General features: G+C 47.7%; 23 protein-coding genes. 15 read left to right on the top strand and 8 right to left on the bottom strand.

Features of this window, described 5'->3' with window-relative positions:
• Positions 1-59: 59 nt before the first annotated feature.
• A complete protein-coding gene (locus tag ACFQ2O_RS01050; RefSeq protein ID WP_377522210.1) occupies positions 60-1,511 on the top strand; it encodes a PQQ-dependent sugar dehydrogenase in 1,452 nt (483 codons plus the stop codon).
• 11 nt (positions 1,512-1,522) lie between these two features.
• Positions 1,523-1,879 (top strand): c-type cytochrome, encoded by a 357-nt coding sequence (locus ACFQ2O_RS01045; protein WP_377522208.1) that lies wholly within the window; start codon positions 1,523-1,525, stop codon positions 1,877-1,879.
• A 95-nt stretch (positions 1,880-1,974) separates the two neighbouring features.
• Here the strand turns inward: ACFQ2O_RS01045 and ACFQ2O_RS01040 are convergent, their stop codons facing one another.
• Positions 1,975-2,355 carry a hypothetical protein gene (locus ACFQ2O_RS01040; RefSeq protein ID WP_377522206.1) on the bottom strand — a complete coding sequence of 127 codons (381 nt, stop codon included), beginning with the start codon at positions 2,353-2,355 and terminating at the stop codon, positions 1,975-1,977.
• 293 nt (positions 2,356-2,648) lie between these two features.
• Between ACFQ2O_RS01040 and ACFQ2O_RS01035 the strand changes: the two genes are divergently transcribed.
• On the top strand, positions 2,649-3,035 hold the full coding sequence (locus ACFQ2O_RS01035) for a thiol-disulfide oxidoreductase DCC family protein (RefSeq protein ID WP_377522205.1): 387 nt from the start codon (positions 2,649-2,651) through the stop codon (positions 3,033-3,035).
• 231 nt (positions 3,036-3,266) lie between these two features.
• Complete coding sequence (locus ACFQ2O_RS01030; RefSeq protein WP_377522203.1) at positions 3,267-3,755, top strand: hypothetical protein; 489 nt, start codon at positions 3,267-3,269, stop codon at positions 3,753-3,755.
• Positions 3,756-3,840: 85 nt separating this feature from the next.
• Here ACFQ2O_RS01030 and ACFQ2O_RS01025 read toward each other — a convergent pair whose 3' ends face one another.
• Entirely contained in the window at positions 3,841-5,106 is a 1,266-nt protein-coding gene (locus ACFQ2O_RS01025) for a DEAD/DEAH box helicase (protein ID WP_377522201.1), read from the bottom strand.
• A gap of 379 nt (positions 5,107-5,485) precedes the next feature.
• Here ACFQ2O_RS01025 and ACFQ2O_RS01020 point away from each other — a divergent pair, with 379 nt between their 5' ends.
• The 4 genes from ACFQ2O_RS01020 to ACFQ2O_RS01005 are packed head-to-tail and all read left to right on the top strand — an operon-like array spanning position 5,486 to position 10,737.
• A complete protein-coding gene (locus ACFQ2O_RS01020; RefSeq protein WP_377522199.1) occupies positions 5,486-6,175 on the top strand; it encodes a TetR/AcrR family transcriptional regulator in 690 nt (229 codons plus the stop codon).
• Positions 6,176-6,185: 10 nt separating this feature from the next.
• Positions 6,186-7,922, top strand: a complete 1,737-nt coding sequence (locus ACFQ2O_RS01015; RefSeq protein ID WP_377522198.1) for a peptidase domain-containing ABC transporter — start codon at positions 6,186-6,188, stop codon at positions 7,920-7,922.
• Positions 7,923-7,927: 5 nt separating this feature from the next.
• Entirely contained in the window at positions 7,928-9,292 is a 1,365-nt protein-coding gene (locus ACFQ2O_RS01010) for an HlyD family secretion protein (protein WP_377522196.1), read from the top strand.
• A gap of 8 nt (positions 9,293-9,300) precedes the next feature.
• Entirely contained in the window at positions 9,301-10,737 is a 1,437-nt protein-coding gene (locus tag ACFQ2O_RS01005) for a TolC family protein (protein WP_377522195.1), read from the top strand.
• Positions 10,738-10,800: 63 nt separating this feature from the next.
• On the opposite strand, the gene ACFQ2O_RS01000 is transcribed toward ACFQ2O_RS01005, so the two are convergent.
• Positions 10,801-11,622 carry a sulfite exporter TauE/SafE family protein gene (locus tag ACFQ2O_RS01000; RefSeq protein ID WP_377522193.1) on the bottom strand — a complete coding sequence of 274 codons (822 nt, stop codon included), beginning with the start codon at positions 11,620-11,622 and terminating at the stop codon, positions 10,801-10,803.
• A 202-nt stretch (positions 11,623-11,824) separates the two neighbouring features.
• Here ACFQ2O_RS01000 and ACFQ2O_RS00995 point away from each other — a divergent pair, with 202 nt between their 5' ends.
• A complete protein-coding gene (locus ACFQ2O_RS00995; protein WP_377522192.1) occupies positions 11,825-13,042 on the top strand; it encodes an alpha/beta fold hydrolase in 1,218 nt (405 codons plus the stop codon).
• Between the two features lie 544 nt (positions 13,043-13,586).
• Here the strand turns inward: ACFQ2O_RS00995 and ACFQ2O_RS00990 are convergent.
• Entirely contained in the window at positions 13,587-16,169 is a 2,583-nt protein-coding gene (locus ACFQ2O_RS00990) for a lamin tail domain-containing protein (protein ID WP_377522188.1), read from the bottom strand.
• A gap of 31 nt (positions 16,170-16,200) precedes the next feature.
• On the opposite strand from ACFQ2O_RS00990, the gene ACFQ2O_RS00985 reads away from it, so the two are divergent.
• The 3 genes from ACFQ2O_RS00985 (at position 16,201) to ACFQ2O_RS00975 (ending at position 18,288) form a co-directional block, all read left to right on the top strand.
• Positions 16,201-16,443, top strand: coding sequence for a hypothetical protein (locus tag ACFQ2O_RS00985; RefSeq protein ID WP_377522185.1), 243 nt, complete (start codon positions 16,201-16,203; stop codon positions 16,441-16,443).
• Between the two features lie 39 nt (positions 16,444-16,482).
• Positions 16,483-17,472, top strand: a complete 990-nt coding sequence (locus ACFQ2O_RS00980) for an aspartate-semialdehyde dehydrogenase (protein WP_377522184.1) — start codon at positions 16,483-16,485, stop codon at positions 17,470-17,472.
• Between the two features lie 240 nt (positions 17,473-17,712).
• Entirely contained in the window at positions 17,713-18,288 is a 576-nt protein-coding gene (locus ACFQ2O_RS00975) for a GIY-YIG nuclease family protein (protein WP_377522182.1), read from the top strand.
• A 60-nt stretch (positions 18,289-18,348) separates the two neighbouring features.
• Here ACFQ2O_RS00975 and ACFQ2O_RS00970 read toward each other — a convergent pair whose 3' ends face one another.
• Entirely contained in the window at positions 18,349-18,489 is a 141-nt protein-coding gene (locus ACFQ2O_RS00970) for a hypothetical protein (RefSeq protein ID WP_377522181.1), read from the bottom strand.
• 88 nt (positions 18,490-18,577) lie between these two features.
• Here ACFQ2O_RS00970 and ACFQ2O_RS00965 point away from each other — a divergent pair, with 88 nt between their 5' ends.
• Complete coding sequence (locus ACFQ2O_RS00965; protein ID WP_377522179.1) at positions 18,578-18,877, top strand: GIY-YIG nuclease family protein; 300 nt, start codon at positions 18,578-18,580, stop codon at positions 18,875-18,877.
• Here ACFQ2O_RS00965 and ACFQ2O_RS00960 read toward each other — a convergent pair.
• Positions 18,843-19,646, bottom strand: coding sequence for a multidrug transporter (locus tag ACFQ2O_RS00960; protein ID WP_377522177.1), 804 nt, complete (start codon positions 19,644-19,646; stop codon positions 18,843-18,845). The two genes, ACFQ2O_RS00965 and ACFQ2O_RS00960, sit on opposite strands and share 35 nt — an antisense overlap.
• 292 nt (positions 19,647-19,938) lie before the next feature.
• On the opposite strand from ACFQ2O_RS00960, the gene ACFQ2O_RS00955 reads away from it, so the two are divergent.
• A complete protein-coding gene (locus ACFQ2O_RS00955; protein WP_377522175.1) occupies positions 19,939-21,024 on the top strand; it encodes a gluconolaconase in 1,086 nt (361 codons plus the stop codon).
• Positions 21,025-21,078: 54 nt separating this feature from the next.
• Here ACFQ2O_RS00955 and ACFQ2O_RS00950 read toward each other — a convergent pair whose 3' ends face one another.
• Positions 21,079-21,594 carry a hypothetical protein gene (locus ACFQ2O_RS00950; protein ID WP_377522173.1) on the bottom strand — a complete coding sequence of 172 codons (516 nt, stop codon included), beginning with the start codon at positions 21,592-21,594 and terminating at the stop codon, positions 21,079-21,081.
• Positions 21,595-21,721: 127 nt separating this feature from the next.
• Entirely contained in the window at positions 21,722-22,864 is a 1,143-nt protein-coding gene (locus ACFQ2O_RS00945) for an FAD-dependent monooxygenase (RefSeq protein ID WP_377522170.1), read from the bottom strand.
• Positions 22,865-23,004: 140 nt separating this feature from the next.
• Here ACFQ2O_RS00945 and ACFQ2O_RS00940 point away from each other — a divergent pair, with 140 nt between their 5' ends.
• The gene (locus ACFQ2O_RS00940) at positions 23,005-23,433 is read left to right on the top strand and encodes a nuclear transport factor 2 family protein (protein WP_377522168.1); all 429 of its coding nucleotides are present in this window, start codon (positions 23,005-23,007) and stop codon (positions 23,431-23,433) included.
• The last annotated feature ends 53 nt before the right edge of the window (positions 23,434-23,486 follow it).

Raw genomic sequence — 23,486 nt, 5'->3', positions numbered from 1 at the left:
GCAAACGTATCGAACAATTACACTGATAATGTAGGATAAAATTCTGGAAATCAAAAGCTATGAAAAATATTTACAGGCTACTCCCCTTGCTCCTGCTCTTCGGCGTGAGCAGCTGTTTTTTACTACTGCCATCAGATGGAGGCGGCCAGGGAGATATCCGTACCGAAGCCCGACCAGTAGATCCTACCGCCATTGCACTGCCTGAGGGCTACAAAGCGGAGGCTGTTGCCACTGGTCTTACCTTTCCTACAAGTATAGCTTTTGATGACCAGGGCCAGCTATATGTGGTAGAATCAGGGTACTCGTATGGCGAGGTGTTCTTAGAGCCAAAGCTACTGCGCGTAGAGCAGAACGGCAGCCTTACCACCGTGGCAACAGGCCAAAGAAACGGCCCCTGGACAGGGGTAACGTTTCATAACGGCAACTTCTTTGTAGGTGAAGGTGGCGAAATGGAAGGGGGTAAAATATTGCGCATTTCACCTAATGGTAATATTGCCCCTTTAGTAGAAAACCTGCCCACCATGGGCGATCACCACACTAACGGGCCAGTTATTGGCCCTGACGGCAGTTTATACTTTGGCTTAGGCACCGCCACCAATTCTGGTATAGTTGGCCCTGACAATTATGACTACGGCTGGCTTAAACGGCACCCAGAATTCCATGACATCCCTTGTCGGGACATTGTACTGAAAGGCCACAACTTCACAAGCGAAATTCCGCTTGGCAGCAAAAGCGGCAAACAAACCACAGGTGCTTATTCTCCTTATGGCACGCCTACCAAAGAAGGTGAGGTTATTAAGGGCAGCATCCCCTGCTCTGGTGCCATCATGCGTATTTCGCCAGACGGAGGGCAGCCTGAGCTAGTAGCCTGGGGCTTCAGAAACCCCTTCGGATTGGCATTTTCCCCGAATGGGCAGCTCTATATCAGCGAAAACAGTTTTGACGTGCGAGGCAGCCGACCGATGTGGGGCACAGCCGACTATCTGTGGCAGGTAAAGCCAGGCACCTGGTACGGCTGGCCAGACTTTGCCGGTGGTATACCTGTAAACGGCGATAGGTTTGAGGCTCCCGGAGAGAAAGCGCCACAGCCCCTGCTGGCACAGCATCCAAACCAACCGCCAAAACCAACTGCCGCACTAGGGGTGCACTCCTCTTCTAACGGCCTCGACTTTTCACGCAGCAACTCCTTTGGCTACCAAGGGCAGGTTTTTGTTGCCCAGTTCGGCGACATGGCTCCAGAAGTAGGCAAAGTGCTGGCTCCGGTGGGATTTAAGGTTGTTCGGGTTGATGTGAATAATGGTATCGTTACTGATTTTGCAGCCAACAAAGGCAAAAAAGTAGCTCCTGCCTCAAAACTAAAAACCGGTGGCCTGGAACGTCCCATTAGCGTAAAGTTCTCACCCGATGGGCAAAGTATGTACATCGTTGATTTCGGCGTAATGAAAATGACAGCGAAGGGATCGGAGCCGCAGGTAAAAACAGGCGTGATCTGGAAAATCACAAAAAGCTAAAGCTGATACTCATGAGAAGACTATTTATACTTGCCGCCACCACATTTCTGCTACTATCACTTAGCTTTTGCGGCACGGCACGCAGAGGCGCACCTAAATATGAGCCACTAAATACTGATAACCCTGCAGTAGCGCAAGGCGAAGTAGTATTTATGACCTATTGCCAGAAGTGCCATCCGGGTGGAGCGTCGGGTCTTGCCCCAGCTATAAATAATAAACCGCTACCCGGCTTTATGATTCGGTTTCAAGTAAGACACGGAGTGGGTACCATGCCAGCTTTTAAAGAAGATGTGATTTCTGACGACGAACTAGACAACCTGGTTGCTTACCTGAAAGCACTGCGTAAGGCAAAAGACAAACCACAATGATCACTACTTTGTTTGCCAACAGCAAAAAGTAAAGCACAAAAAAAAGCCCCACAAGGTGAGGCTTTTTTCGGCTTACTATATGACGTTTACAGTTATTACTCTTCTGATGAGGCGGCTCCGCCTTTCTCGTTCATTCTTACCACGCCGGCTTGGCCTTGCGCGTTGGTCATTTTCACTTCGTACACTACTTCACCACCAGCACCTGCAGTTGGTGCAACTTTGTGGATTTCGCCTACTGTCCAATCTTTATACACATCGCTCTTAAGCGCATTTTTCACGCCTTCAGGTAACTGGTCTTGCTGAACTACCTCACGGCCTTGCTCTTGCTGTACCTGCTCAGTTTGCTGCTGACCTTGTGTCTGCGTCTGAGTAGTTTGACCTTGTGTTGCTGTTTGGCCTTGAGTTTGGGCACTAGCATCTAAAGAAGTTAGTCCGATTATAGCTATTGCGGCTGCAAATACAGTTGCTTTTTTCATGGTTTGATAGTTTGTAATTAATGTTTGTTGCTATCTATACTAACAGAATCATGCCAAACTCTTACTACGCACCAAACTGCTTATAAACAGCCTTTTACAAATTATTTATACTTACAGGAAGTGTAGAACACAAAATCACAATGCTCATAAAATCCCCACTATGAGGAATATTTACACACCTCTTTACCGCCTGTAAATGGCAAGAAACTTATCCTACTTTCAAACCAACTATTTATTAGAGGAAAAGTATACGAGAAATCAAATAATATCAAGCCATCATCTACAAAAAGACTATGAAAGCAATCCCTACACCAAGTCCCCCTGTTAAACCCACTATCATCTACGACGGTGACTGCAGCTTCTGCAAATATTGGATAAGCCGCTGGCAAGGTATGACCCAAGGCAAAGTAATCTACACGCCATATCAGCAGGTGCCAGATGGGCTTTATAACATCAGCCATGCCCAGTTTAAAAGATCCGTGTACCTGATTACGGCCTATGGGCAGCGCTTACATGGGGCTGAAGCAGTAGCAGTGCTTTTAAAGCTGAGTGGCTACAGCACCTGGAACTGGTTTTACCACCACCTGCCTTTTGCCAACAGCATAGCTGAGATCGGTTATCGTTTGGTAGCTGATAATAGAGATACATTTTACAAGCTAACTAAGCTCTTCCTGAAGTGAAGGAGAGTATAACCTATCTTAGCCCCTTACATTTATAACGGCTTAAAGTTTTTAGCAAAAGAACAGCCTAACCCACCTCTATTAAGGTAAAGAACAGCGAACTCAGTTGCTTTTAGCACAGGCAAAACAGCTGACGCACTTCGCTGCTATACTTTCAAGTAAAGCTGCTTCCGCCATATATTTTGCTACCTTTGCTGCACATTTGTCATAACAACAATCATTATTCAGCAGATGGATAAGCAAGTTCATTCTCAAATAAAGGCACTGGCTATTTACCAAATAGTTGGAGGTATACTAGGAATTGCCTTCACGGCATGGGTGCTGTTTCAGGGCCAGGTAGTTATAGACCAGCCAGCACTGCGGACTACATTTTTTGCCGTAGGCCTTTTCATCTTCTCCATACTTTGCGGCCGCATGTTGTTTCGCAATGCGCAGCGGGGGCTGATGGTGTCGCTCATCAACCAAATTTTACAAGTGGTATACTTTACCTTCGGGGCTTATGGGTTCCAGTATGTGGCTGGCCTGCGCATTGGTTTTGGCTTTGATATGGTAGGAGCATGGGTATTTAAATTTCGTATCGCCCTCTCTTCTTTTCAATTCCAGATAGGAACAGATACAGGCCAGAAATTTATCGGCATTAACCTTGTCGCCCTTTTCCTGATTTTTTGGATAGAGCGTTTGCTGGAGCAGGTAAAGACTACTGGCAAAGCAAAAAAATAAGACATAACCGCATACGTGCTTAAACGGCAAAGGCCTGTGCAGATTCATTTTCCGCACAGGCCTTTGCCGTTTATAGTATAAAAGCTTACTTCTTTTTCTTTGCTTTGGCTTTTGCTTTTTTGGCCTTGGCTGCCTTTATTTTCTCATCGCTTTCCTCAGCCTCTTTCAACAGAGCCTTCCAATCATACTTTGCTTCCGGACTAAAATCGATAGTGGCCTCATAATCTTCCTTATCTAGCTCCAGCACTTTGATGTCTTTGGTCAGATAAGTCTGAATCTCGTCGAGGATAGGCTTTTCTTCAGGGGCACAAAAACTCACAGCAACACCTTTCGCTTCCGCACGACCTGTACGCCCTACGCGGTGCACGTAGTTTTCAGGCTGCTCCGGCAAATCGTAATTCACCACGTACTCCACGCTCGGAATGTCAATGCCACGGGCGCTTACATCCGTTGCAATCATCAGCTTTACATCTCCTTTCCTGAATTTGCGCATTACGTCCAGGCGGTCTTTTTGCTCTTTGCCCCCGTGTATGCTTACTGCTTCGATGCCTACGCGCTCCATGGCTGCTACCACACGCTCAGCGCGTACTTTGGTGCGCACAAAGGCGAGTATCTTTTTATCCGGGTTCTCCTTCACCACACGCTCCAGAAAGAAGCGCTTGTCGTCCATACTTACATACATCACCGAGTGATCTACGTTTTTGGCAACCGGGTCTTTCGGGGAAATCTGAATCCGCACTGGCTTGTTTACCAGCGAGTAAGCCAGTTCCTTTATCTTTTCGTTAATAGTGGCCGAGAAGAATAGTGTCTGCCGCTTGTAAGGCAGTTTAGTAATCAGTTGGCGAATATCATGTATAAAGCCCAGGTCTAACATATGGTCGGCCTCATCCAGCACCAGCACCTCCACACGGTGCAACTGAATGTATCCCTGGCTCACCAGGTCAAACAGGCGCCCCGGAGTGGCAACCAGCACATCAATACCAGCCTCCAGTTTAGCAATCTGTGGCCCCTGCTCTACGCCTCCGAAAACACAAAAGGTAGTAACGCGGGTGCCTCGTCCAATTTCGTTAAACACCTCTGTTATCTGAAGTGCCAGTTCCCGTGTAGGCACCATCACCACACATTTAATGCCATCGCCGCGCTTACGGTTTTTGCTATACTGTAGCCTGTCAAGTATAGGAATAGCGAAGGCAGCGGTTTTACCGGTACCCGTCTGTGCAATCGCCAGCACATCCTCTCCTTTCATAATCGGCGGAATGGCTTTGAACTGTATATCAGTCGGCTTTCTGAAGCCGAGTTTGTCCAAACTGTTTTTTATCTCGTCGGAGATGCGGTAATCTTCAAATTTCATGGTGATGGTATTTATCAAGGCCCTACCTATACTTACGGCACAGCCAGTAGGCAAAGGTACGGGGATTTGTTGAAATGTTTGATGTTGACATTTTTAGGTGATTATGCACAGCACCTCCTGCATAGGTTTTTCATCTTTTACCTTAAGGCGCTTTCACATAATGCACTCCCTGAACACCGCAATCTTGAAGGCTACCGGCAGTCCTATGCCAGCTCACTTAGAAGGCTACAAAAATAAATTTGCTCTTTTTTTAAACATTTAATAGCACTTGAAACTTATTTGATAGTAATACTATTATAACGAAAAGTATCTATATCTTTGTTATATGCTAGTTAGCTGAAGTAACACACACAGAGCAGTAAATTTTTAATCAGAACACATGATGATAGGATCAGGCATCAAGTTATCCTTAACCCATACATCTTACCTGCGGGAGCCAGAGGGCACTGAACTAGGTCGGAAAATAATTTCAGAAAGCATAATGTTGATTGATGCACTAGGTTTTGAGCACTTTACGTTTAAAAAACTGGCTGCTGAAATTGGCACGACTGAAGCATCTGTGTACCGCTACTTCGAGAACAAGCACAAGCTGCTGGTCTACCTGGTTTCATGGTATTGGGCCTGGGTAGACTATCGCGTTAGGTTTGAGATAAACAATATTTACGACCCTTGCGATAAACTGATACGCATGCTAAATGTTATAAGCAGCTCTAACCAGAACGACCCTGCTACAGCCCATATAGATGAAGCAGCCCTGCACCACATTGTTATCTCAGAATCATCTAAAGTATACTTAACAAAAGATGTGGATGCAGACAATAAAGAAGGGTATTTTCTGGAGTATAAGCGCCTTTGCAAACGGGTGGCAGAGGTGCTGCTGGAGGTAAACCCTGCTTATCCTTATCCTCATGCGCTGGCTAGCACCGTGCTGGAGGCTTCGCATCAGCAGTTGTTTTTTGCAAAACACCTGCCAACGCTTACTGATATCCACGGACATCAGCACCCAGAGGCAGAAACCTCTGAGTTTTTAAAGCACCTGATTTTTTCTGCAATCAAGCACAACAAGTAATATAACAAGCATGAGTACTTCTTCTAAAAAGCATGCAACACCTATGCAGCGGTTCCTGAAACTGCTGTCTATAGAAAAGCGTGAAATCACTTATCTATATGTTTATGCAGTAGCAGCCGGATTGATCAGTCTTGCCTTGCCTCTTGGCATTCAGAGCATTATTGGTTTTGTATCCAGTGGGCAGATATCTGTATCTGTAGTGGTGCTGATTGGCCTGATCGTGCTGGCCCTGCTTATAGTAGGCGGTTTGCAGGTAATGCAGCTGTGGCTGGTAGAGTACCTGCAGCAACGCATTTTTGCCAGAACTGCCTTTGATTTTGCATACCGCATACCACGCCTGCAGACAGAGGCACTCCATAAATATTACCCGCCAGAGCTAATGAACCGCTTCTTTGATGTGGTGTCTTTGCAAAAGGGCCTGGCCAAGATATTGCTGGACTTTTCTACGGCCGTTATACAAATCATTTTCGGCTTGATACTGCTGTCTCTCTACCACCCATACTTTATTTTCCTGGGCTTGATCTTGATGATTGTCCTCGTCACTATTATCTGGCTAACCGGGGAAAAAGGTGTAGAAACAAGCCTGATGGAGTCGAAGTACAAGTATAAACTGGTAGCGTGGCTGGAGGAATTGGCTCGCTCCTTAAGCACTTTTAAGCTGGTAGGGCATACTAACCTGCCTATGGAGCGCACTGACGGCTATGTAAACAGCTACCTGAAAGTGCGTAAAGAACACTTTAGTGTACTCATGACACAGTACCTCAGCTTTGTTGGCTTCAAAACCTTTATCACAGGCGGCCTGCTGGTACTGGGTTGTATTCTGGTTGTGCAGCGGGAGATCAACATCGGGCAGTTTGTCGCATCCGAAATCATCATTATCCTGATCATGACCGCAGTGGAAAAGATCATTGTAAAGCTGGATACAGTATACGATGTACTAACGAGCCTTGATAAACTGGGCCAGGTAACTGATTTGCCTATTGAAGAAGTAAAGGGCATGAAGCTAAGCGATCTTTCGCTTACAGGTGGCTTGGGTGTACAGGTACAAAACATGAGTTATAAACACAAAGACGCCAACAAGGCTACTCTCCGGAACCTCAGCTTTAACATTAACCCATCAGAGCGCATCTGCCTGGCTGGCTATAACAATTCGGGCAAAAGCACACTTGTCAGCCTGCTGCTGGGGCTGTATTCGTCCTATGAAGGGAGCATTTCCTACAGTGGTGTTTCACTCCGCGACCTGCACATCGGAAACCTGCGCAGTTTGATCGGTGACAATATTTCTAAAGAGCAGGTCTTTGACGGCACACTGCTGGATAATATTACGCTTGGCAGTGACTTGCCGGCACAGGATGTATTATGGGCCATTGACCTGATAGGCCTCAGCGACTTTGTACACGAGCTGCCGGAGGGGTTGCAAACATACCTGGTAGGCGGTAGTTTGCGCTTGCCGGGTAGCATTGCCCGAAAAATAGTAATGGCCAGAAGCATTGTGCGCCGCCCTAAGCTGCTCATTATCGACAACTTTTGGATAGGGATGAGCAAAAAAGAAAAAATGCATTTGATGCGCACGCTCACTAACCCTCAGTTCGACTGGACAATGATCATTGTATCCAATGATTTGGATGTGATGGAGCTCTGCAATGAAGTCTTCTTATTGAAGGATGGGCAAATGGTGGCCTCCGGCAGTTATGAGGAAATAGTCGAGCACAAATTAATGAGAGATTTAACAGAAGTAACAGCCTAAAATTTATGGCAAATACATTAGAAGAAACTAACCAGCCTGACCATGTGCAGTTCGAAGCCATGAAGCAGGTGCAAACGCCTCGGCAGGGCCGCATCCTTACGTACTGGATCGGCGGTATCTTCCTGCTGATCGTGCTGTGCCTTTTTTTACCCTGGACTCAGAACATCAGCTCTACGGGAGCACTTACGGCCCTTACTCCGCAAGACAGGCCCCAAACGCTGCAAGCTGTTATTGCCGGCCGAATTGAGCAATGGTATGTAATGGAGGGAACGCTTGTAAATAAAGGTGATACCATTGCCCGCCTATCAGAGATAAAGGAAAAGTACATGGACCCGAACCTGCTGGCAAACCTGGGGCAGCAGCTAGAGGCGAAACAAGGTTCTGCCACGGCAACAGGAGCTAAAGCGCAGGCCATGCAGGAGCAAATTAAGGCGCTGCAGGAGGGGCTTGGGTTTAGCCTTCAGAAGGCTCGAAACAAAATAGAACAAACCCGCCTGAAGCTGCAGAGCGACAGCATGGATGTAGTGGCACAGCGCACAGACCTGGCTATTGCCGAGGCACAGTTTGCCCGGCAGGAAAACCTGTATCAGCAAGGGTTAAAATCGCTAACGGAGTTGGAGCAGCGCCGCCTGAAACTGCAGGAGGCACAGGCTAAGCTACTGTCGGTCATCAATAAGTTTGACGCCACACGTGCAGAGCTACAAAACACCAGAACCGAGCTTAACTCGCTACAGGCTGAGTATGCTGATAAAATTGCAAAAGCAGAGGCTGAGCTAAGTGCTACCCGTTCTTATGTTTTCGGAACAGAGGCAGAGGTGGCAAAGCTGCAGAGCGAATATACCAGCACCGAAGTTAGAAGCCAATATTACCACATCGTTGCACCGCAGACAGGTTACCTGGTAAGAACCCTGAAAGCTGGAATCGGGGAAACAGTAAAGGAGGGCGAGCCACTGGCTACCATTATGCCGAACAATCCGCAGCTGGCAGCAGAGCTGTACGTAAACGCGCTGGACCTTCCGCTGATAAAACCCGGAGATGACATGCGCCTGCAGTTTGAAGGGTGGCCTGCACTTGTATTCTCAGGTTGGCCAGGCGCCAGCTTCGGTACTTTTGGAGGCACCGTTGCGGTTATAGACAACACAGGGACCAATGGACAGTACCGCCTGCTGGTGGTACCAGACCCAGAGCAGGAGGAGTGGCCTGATGCCCTGCGTGTAGGTTCGGGCGTGCAAGGTTGGGCTATGCTGAATACGGTGCCTATCTGGTACGAGATATGGCGACAGCTTAACAACTTCCCTGCTGATTATACTGCAGGGCAGGCAACTACAAAAGACACTACTAAGAAGACCGAAACAGCCTACGGAGAATAAGCTTTTACATGAAACGCAACAATAGATACATCCGCCTATTGCCTGTATGGATGCTGCTCGTGCTAGGGTTCTTTCAGGCACGCGCACAGGATTCGGTGCAGGTGCTAACCCTGCAAGACTTTCACCGCCTCATTCTGCAGCACCACCCTGTTGCCTCGCAGGCAGCCTTGCTTACCGAGCAGGCTCGCCAGGAGTTGCGGATGGCACGTGGCACGTTGGACCCTGTTATCAGCAGCAAGCTTTACCGCAAAGAGTACGGCGGCAAAGAATATTACAACCTGTGGAACAGCGCGCTGCGTGTGCCGCTTTGGTTTGGCCCGGAAATAAAGCTCGGCTTTGATAAAAACACGGGCCAGTACCTGAACCCTGAAAACACGATGCCAACCGAAGGGCTTAGCTATGCAGGCATTTCTGTACCTCTGGGGCAAGGGCTGTTTATAGATGAGCGTCGTGCCACTATCCGGCAGGCCAGGCTGATGCAGGACATAGCCGAAGCCGAACGCGTAAAACTTATTAACAAACTGCTGTTACAGGCTACCAAAGATTATTGGGAGTGGCTGCTGCAGCAGCGCACGACACAGTTGTACCAGGAGGCGTATGAGCTGACTGATTTCAGGTTGAAAGCTGTAAGAGCACGGGTGCAGGAGGGAGACTTGGCTGCCATTGATACGGTAGAGGCATTGATGGCCCTGCAAGACCGGCAACTACTTTTGCAACAGGCGCAGTTGGAGCTTCAGAACACGCGGCTACAGGTGGCAGTACACCTGTGGGCAGAAGATCAGGTGCCTCTTGAGTTACAGGAAAATGCTGTACCGGCTTTAGCAGGATCCGAAGCAATTCTGGTAGCACAGGAGGAGTTGCAAAGCCTGCTTGTAGCAGCACGCAATAATCACCCTGATCTGCAGAAGTTAAGCTTGAAAGGAGAGCAGTTACAAATTGAACGCACATTTGCGGCTAATAAGCTGCTGCCTAAGTTAAACGCTGAGTACAACGTGCTGCAGCGGGATTTTTACTTACAGCCAGGAGAAGTGGTAGAAAATAACTACTGGCAAGGCAACTATAAGTTAGGGCTCAGCTTTAGCCTACCGCTGTTTCTGCGGGAAGAACGCGGCAAACTACAGCTAACCAAGGTAAAGCAACAGGCTAACAGCATGGAGCTGCTACAACAAACACGCCAGGTAGAGAATGCGGTGCAGGCGGCCTACAACGAGCTTCAGGCACTGGAAGGGCAGCTACAACTACAGGAGCGCATGGTAGCCAATGCGCTTATACTTCGCAACGGCGAACAAACACGCTTCGAAAATGGCGAGAGCTCTCTGTTTCTCATCAACTCCCGAGAAGCCAAGTTACTGGAGGCACAGGTAAAACTGTATGGACTACGCACCAAGTATGCCAAGGCTAAAACAATGTTATATTGGTCTGCTGGAGAGATTCAAGTAGAATAAACGGAGGCCTGCCTATGCACGGGCTTAAGCAAGTATAAGCGAACTATAAGCTTTCAGTTATACTTACCCCTTACGCCCAAACCAAGCCTGCACAGAAGTAGCTAGCTTGGTAAAGTCGCTGCCGCCGGTGCCATAGGTATCATAAGCAAACTTTAAAATAATGCCGCTCACTACCACCAAAAACAGGACCCGCACAAAGCCAACCCCGCGCTTAAGGGCTGTGCGGGTACCTAACTGGGAGCCAATGATACTGCAGACGGCCATCGGGATTGCCACCTCATACATGATATATCCTTTATAGCCGAAGTATAGCAGCGCCGAGAGGTTGGTAGCCACATTCACCACTTTTGCCGCCGCCGAGGCCGCCAGAAAGTTAAACCCGAATATCCCGATAAAGATAAAGATCAGGAAGCTGCCCGTGCCCGGCCCAAAGAAACCGTCATAGAAACCTATGGTAGCACCTATCAGCAGCCCGTACAGGCGCTCTTTAGAAGCTGTTAGCTTAGGTGCGTGCAAAGAGCCAAAATCCTTTTTGGTGAAAGTATAGACTGCCACCAGGATCAGCAGCAGTAAGATAAGTGGCTTTAGCAAATCTGCATCAAGGTGACTCAGCGCTCTGGCACCTAAAAACGAAAAAACGAAGGCCGCGCCAGCTGCCGGAAGTATAGCCAGGTAGTTGATTTTTACGGTGCGTACATAGCGTATCATCGCTGCTGTGGTGCCTGCTATGCCCGCAAATTTACCTGTGCCAAAAATAGTTGGCAGCGATGCTCCCGGCAAAAATATCAGCAAAGCCGGCAGCTGAATCAAGCCACCGCCACCTACCACAGAATCAATAAAGCCCGCCATAAAAGCGAAGAAGCACAAGTATAAAATATTGTCCACTTAAAACAGAATTAGGCTATTTATACTTAACCTCTTCTAAAGCTCATACTTGCCACAGAGGAAAAGCGCCGCAAGATACATGCTGTCCATATCATCTTAAGCTGCCGTTATAGAATTTTATTTGATTGATCTACACAAAGCCTAATGGCACTTCTAGGCAGCCACAGGTGTTGTATACTTGCACATCAAAAGGATATCATTCGTGATCAGGCATATCTTAACTTATACACTATTACTCGGCACATTGCTGGGCAACTCAAGCTGCGAAAAAGAAGCCCTTGCTGCGACACCTGCTGTAGTTGAAAAGCCGGCGCCTGCTGCGGAGAAAACCCATTATGTATCTTCAGAGCTACTGATGAGCGTACCGCAGGAAACGCTAAAATCTATAGTTTCCTCTCAGGGCTATGGACGCTATTTAACAGATATAACTTATGGCATATCGGTTTATAAACTGATTTATACCACTACCTATCAGGGTAAAGAAGTACAGGCATCCGGGTTGGTTTGTGTTCCGATGGGCATGACTGTTCCGGCACCTGTCATCAGCGCTCAGCATGGCACTATTTTCGCGCAGTCCGAGGCGCCAACCAGTTTTACTGGCCTATCAGGCTTTGAGGCATTTGCTGCCGGAGGCTACATTACGCTGGTACCGGATTATTTAGGTTTCGGAGCATCGAAAGACATTTTTCACCCTTACTACGACCAGAAGCACGCTGCCCTGGCTGTGGTAGATATGATAAAGGCTGCCAAAACTTTTTACAAGCAACAACAGGTGCAGGCAAATGATAAGCTCTTTCTGATTGGATATTCTGAAGGAGGCTTTGTAACACTAGCTGCACAAAAGGAAATTGAGACACATCCGGAGCACGGGCTAAAGGTTACAGCCTCCGCAGCCGGCGCTGGTGGCTACGACCTGGTAAGTATGTTAGGCGGCATTAAATCTGGGCAAACTTATACTTACCCGGCATACCTGGCTTACATTCTGCAAGCTTATAATAAAACCAACGGCTGGAACCGCCCTCTCAAAGAGCTGTTTCAGGAGCCGTATGCTTCTAAGTTACCGGCTTTGTTTGATGGGGTAAAAAATGGAGGAGCTATCAACCGTGAGTTATCTACAGACCCTAAGAAGCTTTTTAACACGACTTTTTTCACTGATCTGCAAGACACGAACAAAGAGCTGGTACTGAAGCAAGCTTTAAAAGATAACAGCTTTCTGGATTGGGTACCGCAAAGCCCTACCCGCCTCTACCACGGCACAACAGATAACATCGTACCGTTCCAAAACTCCAAAACAACCTACGACCGCTTTATTGCGCAAGGAGCCAAAAATCTGGAGTTTATTCCGATACAAGGCCAGGGTCACGGCTCAGCTTTCGGACCAATGCTACAATCGCTGGCACCTTGGCTACAGCAGTTTTAGAATTACCAAGTATAGCCCGGTAGTGAACTGCCGGGCTTTTTTGTTGCCGCCGTAGCTGGCGCTATCCCTGTAACCCACCCCTAGCCCCTCCAAGGAGGGGAATCAGTATAAGCTCAGTGAACAGAGGCTATTTGAACTCTTCCCAGTCCTTGTATGAGGGTAGGGCCCCTCGAGAAGAGCGTCTTGTAAGTTCCGGCCCGTAAGGGCATTGCGACCGAAGGGCGGCAAAGGAAGGCTACACAGCGCGAAGCCCGAGAACGAGGCTCCGCTCATATAGGGACCCCTACCCCAGCCGTGAGCGCTCCAAAGCCAAAGGTGAAACAGTTAGCATTTGGGAGCTGGAGGATGAACGGGAACTAGAGAGGATAGCTTGGCTGAAGTTGCAGTAAGCAGGAGCTATGGAAGTATGGCCAAAGCTGTACAGGTATGGCTCCGAGAGCCAGTAGAGCAGGAAGCTCTACACCATAATAGGCACTCGCTGCAAGCTAGCGCCAGCGGCGAGGAGAAGAACGCTAGTTTGATAAAATCAATAACTCCCTTATCACTACCTCCCTCCCACCACCACCTTCTCCTTAAACGCACTCTTCTCCCCATTCAAACCAAATAGTTCGATATAGAACAGATAGTACCCCATGTTAACCTTAGTACCATCTTCGCGCAGGCCATTCCACTGAAAGAAACCGGTAGCGGCTAACAGCTCATTCCGTACCAGCTTTTTAATCTCCCGGCCTTCGGAATCGAAGATGGTTATGTTGGCAACAAGGCCTGTTTTGTCGGTGTTGTAGTTGATGGTGGTATAGTCTTCAAAGCCGTCGCCATTGGGTGAGAAAACTTTTGGACTTACCTCAAATACCTGCTGCGCCGCTACCCCCTCCTGCGACTGCGAGTTTCTATACCCGGGCGTGGCAAAAACAGTAGTAGCCGCAGAATGGAAGTTACTGGCTATACTTGGCCCCTCCAGCCGCAGCCGCTCCAACGATACCCCATTCACATCATCTATTAAATTGAAGTGCATGCGCTCGCTATAGCTAAACCTGTCTGCCACTTTTCCATCTGCTTGTAACACAACCACTGTCCCTGCATCATCCGGGTAGCTAGGCAGGCTGGCCATCCGTAAAAAAGTTTCCTGTAGAGCTGCTGGATAATTCGTTCTGATGTTTTCAGGATTGGAGGTAAGCACCACATATTGCCCCGGCGCCAGCACATAATTACCGGAGGTAATAGTTCGTCTGTTGCTGATGGTATCGCCACTGATGTTGGCTAATTGCCAGTTTTGCAGGTTCAGGTACTTATTGCTGCGGTTTACGAGCTCCACAAAATCAGCCCCGCCAGTGCGTGGATTGAACAAGATTTCATTTATCACCACATCACCGGGCTCAGGGGCAGACGGCAGCGCAAAAGTATAAGTCAAGGGTTGCGGGCTGAGGTTGCCAGCGCAGTCTGTTATACTTGTGGCAGTTAACGTATAAAGTTGGCTCTCCTGCAGCGGAGCAGTTAGTGTAAGTATAACGTCGGAGAATAACGGCCCCGGCACCAGTACGTTGGCTATACTTATACTTGGGCTGAGGCCGTAGTTAGCTATACTTGCTGCCTGCGCGCTATCCAGCCGCTCGTTAAAGCGCAGCAATAGCCTATCTGGTGCAACAGCAGTTACGTCTGTAAGTACAGGAGGTGTATTATCAGGATTGGAAGCAGCTACAGAATTGGGCTGGGCAGGCGTGCCGCCACGTGGGTCTACCGAGGCTGTCCAGTTATCAGCGCCAGCACAGGGGTTTTGCACATCAATCATCTCCAGGCTCCAGCCGCCTTCGCGTTTGCTATTGTTTTTGTACCAGGTGTCGGAGTAGTTAACGGCATAGATCAGGCGGCCATTGGGCTGGCGCAGCTGCAGGAGTTCGCCGCTGTTGTTCAGGCTCGGGAAGTTACTGATACCGATCACCTTGCCGTACTGGCTGAAGTTCTGCACCTGGTTATTGGGCACCACTACGGCATACTCTCCCGGCAGAAGCTGCACATTGGGCAGTGTGGTGGTAGAAGTGGCATCGGAGTAGCGGATACCTTGCAGCGTAAGCACTTTCTCTTCTGTAGCATTGTATAACTCAATGTACTCCTGTGGCGGCAAGCCAACAGCAGGCGTTTCGTCGGCCATTACTTCTGTTATCAGCAGCTCGTTATAGCCAGGCAGCACGGCAGGAGGTGTAAAACTGAAACTTTGCTCAATAGGGCTGCTCAGGCTGTTGCCGTATAAATCCTGCAGGTTGGCTATACTAAGTATATTATTGCCACTCCTGAAGTTCTGGGCAAATACTAAACGCACGCGGTCTGGTGCAGTAAGCTCGGCGACAAGCGGTTTTGTACTTCCGTTCAAGGTATAATTCGCAACATTTTGTGCCTGATCCGGCTGCAGTGGCTCACTAAAGAGCAGCGTCAGCTCCTGCGGATTTACGGTCTGGAACTCGTTTAGTACTGGTGCCTGCGTATCTGAAACCAAAAAATCATCGAAGTAGAACCTTTGGCTGTTGGCAGAGCTGTACCTTACCAAAACACCAATGTATGACGAGCGCTTGTAGGTGGCATCGGTGGCAGATCCTTGGCTGGTATAACTTTGGCCGGTGCCGGTAACATCTATACTTAGCTGCCACTCAAAATTCATACTTCTGGTTACCCGCACGCGCACTATATTGTTGCTGGTGGCCACGGTCTTGTCCTGCCCATCAATAATTTTTACAGCGGCTTTGCCTGCGTCTTTCCGGAAAAGGCTTACTTCATCTGTGGTACCGCCTATGCGTACAAAGTAGCCGTTGGTGGTAGTGCTGTTCAGGTTTTCTGAATCGGAGATGAGGTAGATATCGGCATAGTTGCTGGCTGAGGTAGCCAACCGCAGATTTGCCCAGAACTCCCAGGTAGTGCCAACTGCTGCCTGAGAGGGTGTTACCAGCTGAAGTACAGTACCCGTCACAGCCGGTCCGCTGCTTTGCAGTTGGTTCTGTGCATTTACAGTGAAGCTGCTGACATCTCCGGTCCAAGTGGGGTTTTGTGTGAAGTTACCATCGGTGAAGCTGTCTTGCAGCTGGGCACTGGCAAGAAGCGGAAGTAGCAGGAAGATAGCGAGTAAAGTTTGTTTCATGTGTGCTGTTGTGGTGAAAACTTTTGTAAGTTTGCGCCGCGTGAGGGATAGAGCCGACACCCCGCAGCGCAGCGAGGAGTACAGGCGAAAGCCCGACCTGCTCGCGCAAGCGAAAGGACACGCCCAAAGCCTTAACAACTACTTGCAGGAATTTTTCATGCTGCAAGATTTGGTAGAACGCTCCTTTAATATAGAACTTTTACGGGAGCAGGATTGGTTTGGGTATGAGGAGTCGGGAAGAATAAACCTGAGTATCCTATCTGTACCCGCTTAACATTGAATACATTAACCATATATCTATACCTTTTAAACAATGAAAGTAGCAGTTGTAGGCGCCACCGGATTGGTTGGCGGTGAAATTTTGAAAGTACTGGCGGAGCGCGACTTCCCGGTAACAGAGTTATTGTTGGTTGCTTCTGAGAGATCTGTTGGTAAGCAGATGGAGTTTAAGGGTAAACAGATAAAGGTTATCGGAATGCAGGACGCGATTGCGGCTGCCCCGCAAATTGCAATTTTCTCTGCCGGCGGCAGCACCTCTACGGAGTGGGCTCCTAAGTTTGCAGAAGTAGGCACCGTGGTAGTAGACAATTCTTCAGCCTGGCGTATGGACCCTACCAAAAAGCTGGTAGTACCAGAGATCAACGCAAAAGAGCTGACGAAAGAAGATAAAATCATTGCGAACCCGAACTGCTCTACTATTCAGATGGTGGTGGCACTGAACAAGCTGCACGAAGAGCTGCAGATGAAGCGTATTGTGGTGAGCACTTACCAATCGGTAACAGGTACTGGCGTGAAGGCGGTAGACCAGCTGATGAACGAGCGTGAAGGCAAAGACGGCGAGAAGGCTTACCCATACCAGATAGACCTGAACGTGCTGCCACACATCGACGTGTTCCAGGACAACGGCTATACCAAAGAGGAAATGAAAATGATCCTCGAAACCAAGAAGATCATGGGCGACGACTCTATCCGTGTAACAGCTACTGCGGTACGTATCCCTGTAATGGGCGGCCACTCGGAGTCGGTAAACGTGGAGTTTGAGAAGGATTTTACGCTGGATGAAGTATACCGTATACTTGGCGAAACTGAAGGCGTTGTGGTTGTAGATGACGTAAAGAACCTGAAGTACCCAATGCCGCAGGATGCGCACGGAAAAGACGAGGTGTTTGTAGGCCGCGTACGCTTAGACGAGACACAGCCACGCACTGTAAACATGTGGATTGTGGCCGATAACCTGCGCAAAGGTGCCGCTACCAACGCTGTGCAAATTGCCGAGTATCTGGTGAAGCACGAGTTGGTATAAGTCAGCGACACACGTAGCACGTATCAAGTAGCACGATTGATTATAAACTTTACATTCAGCCTTTCATAGCTGGAGCTTAAAAAGGAGGCCTCTGAGCCTCCTTTTTTGTTTTTAATTGATGCATATTGCAATATGTACGACAGGTGTAAGTAGCGCAAGTGTTTGCTTCATGCCATAGCAAACTCTTGCGCTACTTCATTTTGATTGTCAACAAATAACGGAATAAACAAACTCTTTAGCATGGCGAAAAATCCATTTTATGTGTATGCACTAAAAGATCCTCGCAGCAAACCTGCAAAACCTTTTTATATCGGAAAAGGCACAGGTAATCGAGCTTGGGAGCATCAATTGAATATTGATGACTCTGAGAAGGGACAGGTAATAAATGATATCCTGTTATCAGAACATGAAGTTATACACACTATTATTTCTGATAATTTAACAGAAGAGCAGGCACTCAAAATAGAAGCAGAACTCATCTCAGCATTTGGAATAAGGAGCCAAGGAGGACTTTTGACTAACCGGATAAAGCCTAACCCTGAAAATATTTCCTCAAAAGTTAAAATTAATATACCTGAAGGTTGTTATGAGAGAGCACAGATGGGCCTGGAGCTAATAAAATCAGCTGTAGTAGAATTAGCCAAAGCAAATCCAGAAGGAATCAAAAATTCTGATGCTGCAAAGTATCTGGGACTACAATCCGACTATGGAGGAGGCTCAAAAGATTATTTAAGTTATAGCGTATTAGGCCTCTTAATGAAAGAAAGCAAAATTGAAAGAACAGGGAGAGGGAAACATAAATCAACAGCTAAATAAACCCCACCCATGCCGCAAGTTTAGCGCAGCGTAACTTGTGGCTGTATTGAATGGAAGTTTTCAACTTCCTTGCTTTGAAAAAGCAAAAGCGGCAAAGGCTTTAGCCATACCTTGTACGTTAACTAACCAAGTATAAAACCGCTGCTTACTATTTTCTGCTTCCGCAGAAAGCATTTGAAAACTTGCGTCATGGATTCCCACAAGTTACGCTAGCGCTAAACTTGCGGTATAAAGGGATTCGCAGCTTGTACTGCTAGCAGAGGTTACTACGAATTAACAATTGCCCCTCATGAAAGTCATCTACAAGATCACCTACCCTAACGGTAAAATCTACATTGGTAAAGACCTTACAGGTACCTTGAACTACTTTGGCAGTGCCAATAGCAAACTGATAGAACAAGACTTCACACCTGAAGAGCAGCGTGATTTTACAATTCGGAAAGAGCTTTTATGGGAATCTGAAACAGCTTCTGACACAGCGGTAAATCAAAAAGAAGTTGAGTTTATCAGGCAGTACAGTTCAAACAACCCGGCAATAGGCTATAACAGATGGCCTACACTTCAGAAGCCTCAACAGGCCTCAATTTAGATTCGGCCACCTCCGTAGTTTCCTGGCTTCTAAATACAAGCCTTGTACTGCTTCTTTCCATGTGCCTTAGCAGCGCATAAATAAAGAGCACCACAGCACTCATTTCCAGCAGCTCTTCTATACAATACATCACTCGGTTATACAGGTGGTCTATACCGTAGGCCTTAAACAGATAACCCTCCACCAGTTCTAAGCCCAGTGCTCCGGCCACAAACATAAACCCAGAGATAAAGAAGATGTTTCTGGTTTCTGCAGGTAGCCTAAGTACCCAGTTAAGAAAATAAGCGACTACTATCAACACAAAAACAGCATAAGGCACTACCCACGACCAGTGCAGCAGCCCGTTCAAATCGTTTGATAGCTTTGGTCTGACAAACTCAGCAATGTGCTCGTGCAACTGCACGCTTTCATCAACAGCCATAAAAACAAAGATACACCCAAGTATAAACCAATGTCGGGAGTGGCGGGCAGCTCCCATACTTCGGCTTCTTTTATGTATCAGGAACAGCAGCAGACCTGCAAACAGCAGAATGACAGCAGAAAAGAAAGCTGGGAAATTTTCTTCTTTGTTGAAATCAAAATACTGCACTATCAGCCGCGTAAACCTGGACTCGTATGCCAGCACGCTTTCTAATACTACTCCCGTAATATTGGCAACCAGCAAACCCAACACAATGACTCCTAGCACCTTTACAACTGCCTTAGCAGAAATTAAAACAGGAGGTTGTGGCCGAACAGAGGCTATTTCAGATGCAGAAGCATACGACATGTATTTAAGCTTTAAAAAATTGGAATATACCTTATTCGAGAAGTATACTTACACTTAGCCAATATTGTTACAAACCTATACTTGCCTGTGCGGCATTCTGAAGTGCCTGCTTCTTAAGCTATACACGATAAACCACCTGCTATTCCTTGTCTAAACCGTGTTTTACTAAGTAATCAGGCATCTGAATGGCCTTACTTAGGTAGCTGCAGTATATTATTCTATACCCCCTGTGCATCTGCAAAAGACACAGAGCAACATGTTTTTTATACTATTTTAAAACCTATCACAAGCTATGAAACACTTATCCGTTACTACAGCGGCTTTCCTGCGAAAGCAAATTTCTTATCTGCTTCTTTCTTTTCTCTGCCTTGGCACCGTTTCCTGCTCTCCCGACGAAGCCTGGGATGGTTTTAACGATCTTCTGGATGAGGTAAATAAGGCAAAAGATGTTCCTGAGGTCATCACCTTTAACAGGCAGGGGCTGTACCCGGAGGGTGTGAGTCACGATGCACTTTACGAGCGATTTTTTGTTTCATCTGCCAGCACAGGCACAGTGGGCACAGTAGATTACAAAGGCAACTACATGCCCTTTATCACAGATGAGCGCCTTATCTCCAGTATTGGGTTGGAGGTAGATGAGAATCGTAAAAGAGTATTGATAGCTAGCTCTGATCCGGGCAACACCCCCAACTCAACTCCGGCAACTGCTGGGCAAACGGCAGCACTCGGTATCTATCATCTTGCTACAGGAGCTCCTATACATTATGTAAATTTGGGTGCGCTACGTCCGGGCATACCTCATTTTGCCAACGACATTGCTATCGACAAACACGGCAATGCCTATGTTACCGATAGCTTCTCCCCAATCATTTATAAAGTAGATGTACACGGCAACGCGACTGTGTTTTACGAAAATGAAGCTTTTGCCACACCACAAGGTGCGTTTGGCTTTAACGGAATTGCTTACCACCCTGCAGGCTTTTTACTGGTGGCTTATTCGATAAATAATGAAATATACAAAATACCGCTCTCTAACCCGGGCGCTATAAGCAAAGTGGCATTAGATGCTCCGCTTGAGGGGCCGGATGGACTACTGTTAAGCAAAAACGGAGAGCAGCTGGTAGTGGTAAACAACGCCGGCGGACAACCTTCTGGCAGAGTTTTGTCTTTTAGGTCAGCAAACAAGTGGCAGACAGCAAGCTTAGCTGAACGTTTTGACACTGGCCCGGTATTCCCAACCACAGCCACTAGTTACGGCGATCAGGTATTTGTTTTATACGCCCACCTGAACAAGCTTTTTGGAGGCGCGCCACAGCAGCAGGAGGAGTTTACCATTCGCAAAGTTCCTTTCTCTAAAAATGAGCTTTTTGGCAGGTAGGGTACAGTTTAATATGAGTTATGATAGAAAAAGCCGGCTCATCGCCGGCTTTTTCTATTCTGCTTTAGCTACCCCACCTTCAGGGCATTTATAGTCTATCAGCTCCCGAATATTATCAATGCACTGCACCGGGATAAAAGTATAGACTTCCCGATCTCCTTCGCAGTACTTAAAGCTGGCGAAGTTAGTGCGGCTCTTGGGGTATATCCATTTATCGCCCTCACAGCCATAAATAAAAAGAGGAAGCTCGTTGTAGTTAAAATCTACAAAAGACACTACCTGCTGGTCTTTTACAAATAAAAGCCTGCGGCTAAGCTGCGGCACAGTAGCGCCCTCCCATTTAAAGCCTATAACATCACTGATCTCTTTCTTGTCTTCTGAGGCCTGAAAGTAGTACATGGTATCCCAGTCAAAATCTGTCAGCTCCGCCATTTGCACTGTCTTGTATCCTTGAGGGCCTGCTTCTCCCTCGGTAATGGCAGCAGTTAGTTTGTCTTCCAGATCGCTGTTACTGTCAGAGCAGCTCAATAAAAATAACGCTGATACAAACAGTAGTATGTTTCTCATCATAAATCTTACTAGTTTGGGGTAAAGTGGTGATACAGGTGTTGAAGCTAAGTATAAATTTCTTTCCTTCATAAATCATACCACTATAAACTGCTCTACCTGGTAAAGTGCGTTTGCGTGAGCAGATTTTCTAAAAGTCTACCTGGTAAAGCCATTCCATCTGGCTTTGTGTGATGGCAGCAGGCATAAACCTGAAAGTGCTTTTGCGTATACCGCGCAGCACCGGGTGCTGCCACTGCGATACGTTGCCTAACAGCCGTGAAAGACGAATAACTTTGGCTGTACGGGCTAAGCGCCGCTGCTCATACTTGGCCAGCGCGCTATCTATACCTTGCTCCTGCTCCAGGCATTGCCCCAGCACCACCGCATCCTCAATAGCCTGGCAAGCACCCTGGCCCATATTAGGAGAGGTAGCATGCGCGGCATCACCAAGCAACAGTATGCGGCCATAGGCAAAGCGCTTCAGCGGTTTCAGATCTGCTATATCGTTCCAGATAAGGTGCTCTGGCTGGGTAGCACCAAGTATAGCGGGCACAGCTGGAGGCAAATCGGCAAAGTATCGTGCCAAATCAGCGGGTGACATCTGCCGCATCTGCTCGCTGTTTTGCGGGGCATTTACACAGGCGTACCAGTATATTTTGTTGTCTTGTAGCGGGGCAATGCCTACCCGCCCTTGCGGTGCCCAGGTTTCTGCCGAAATCATCTTGTTTATACTTGCACCGGGGTTCTCCACCACACCACGCCAGCAAGTATAGCCTGCGTAGCGTGGCTGGCTTTGTGGCAGCAGCTGCTGGCGTATGGCGGAGTTAATGCCGTCCGCTGCGATAAGCAAATCAGCTGTAGCCTGCGTCCCATCCGTAAAGTTTACCTGCACCTGCTCTCCCTGTTCCTTTATACTTGCGCAGCGTTTGTTTAATTCCAGCGTTTCAGGCTGCAAATGCTGGTGCAGTACTTCGTGCAGGTCGGCACGGTGAATCACAAAGTTGTTGATGCCATACTTGCTGCTTAGCGGGCGGGTATCCATGTTACTGATCACGCTGCCGTTTTCATCAAAAATTACGAGTGCCTTCAGTTGCTTTCCGCGCGCTACTACCTCTGCTGCCACTCCCAAACGCTGTAGCCCCTGAATGGCATTTGCTGCCAACCCCACGCCTGCTCCTACTGGTTTTAGTTCGGGAGCTGCTTCGTATACTTTAACTTTTGCGCCTTTCTGCTGCAGCGCGATAGCAGCACATAAGCCCCCAATGCCGCCGCCTATAATTATGATATCCATTTTGATCTCCTGTTTCTAAACCTGCCCCGCCTGCCCACGTTTCAGGCAAAAGCCCTATATTAGTAGCTAGCTTAGTTTCCCTTTAGCTGATCGGGAGAAGCATTTACAAGTAATATTAACTTTGATAAAACACTTTACATATGAAAAAGACCTTTTTCTTTCTATCGCTCCTGCTTACTTTAGCTGTGGCCGCCAAGGCACAATCGAAAGCAGAAACGGAAGTAGCCGCCGCCGTAGAAAAACTTAAAACCGCTATGGTTGACGGTAACAAACAAGCGCTTGAATCTATTGCCGCCACTGAGCTTAGCTACGGACACTCCAGCGGCAACATCGAAGACAAGACTGCCTTTGTCTCTTCGCTTACGAGTGGCAAATCTGACTTCGTGACCATAGACCTGACAGACCAGACTATAAAAGTGGCAGGAAACACCGCTATTGTGCGCCACAAACTCTCTGCCGAAACTAACGACAGCGGCAAGCCCGGCAACGTAAAATTAGGCGTGATGCTGGTATGGCAAAAGCAGCAGGGCCAATGGAAGCTATTGGCAAGGCAGGCGTATAAGATTTAGATGTAACTGACCGAACCTACTTTAGCACAGTACCACCAAGTATAAACAGAGAG

The organism is Pontibacter rugosus (assembly GCF_042678745.1).
GTDB classification, from domain to species: domain Bacteria; phylum Bacteroidota; class Bacteroidia; order Cytophagales; family Hymenobacteraceae; genus Pontibacter; species Pontibacter rugosus.
This window is presented reverse-complemented; position numbering and strand designations above follow the sequence as displayed.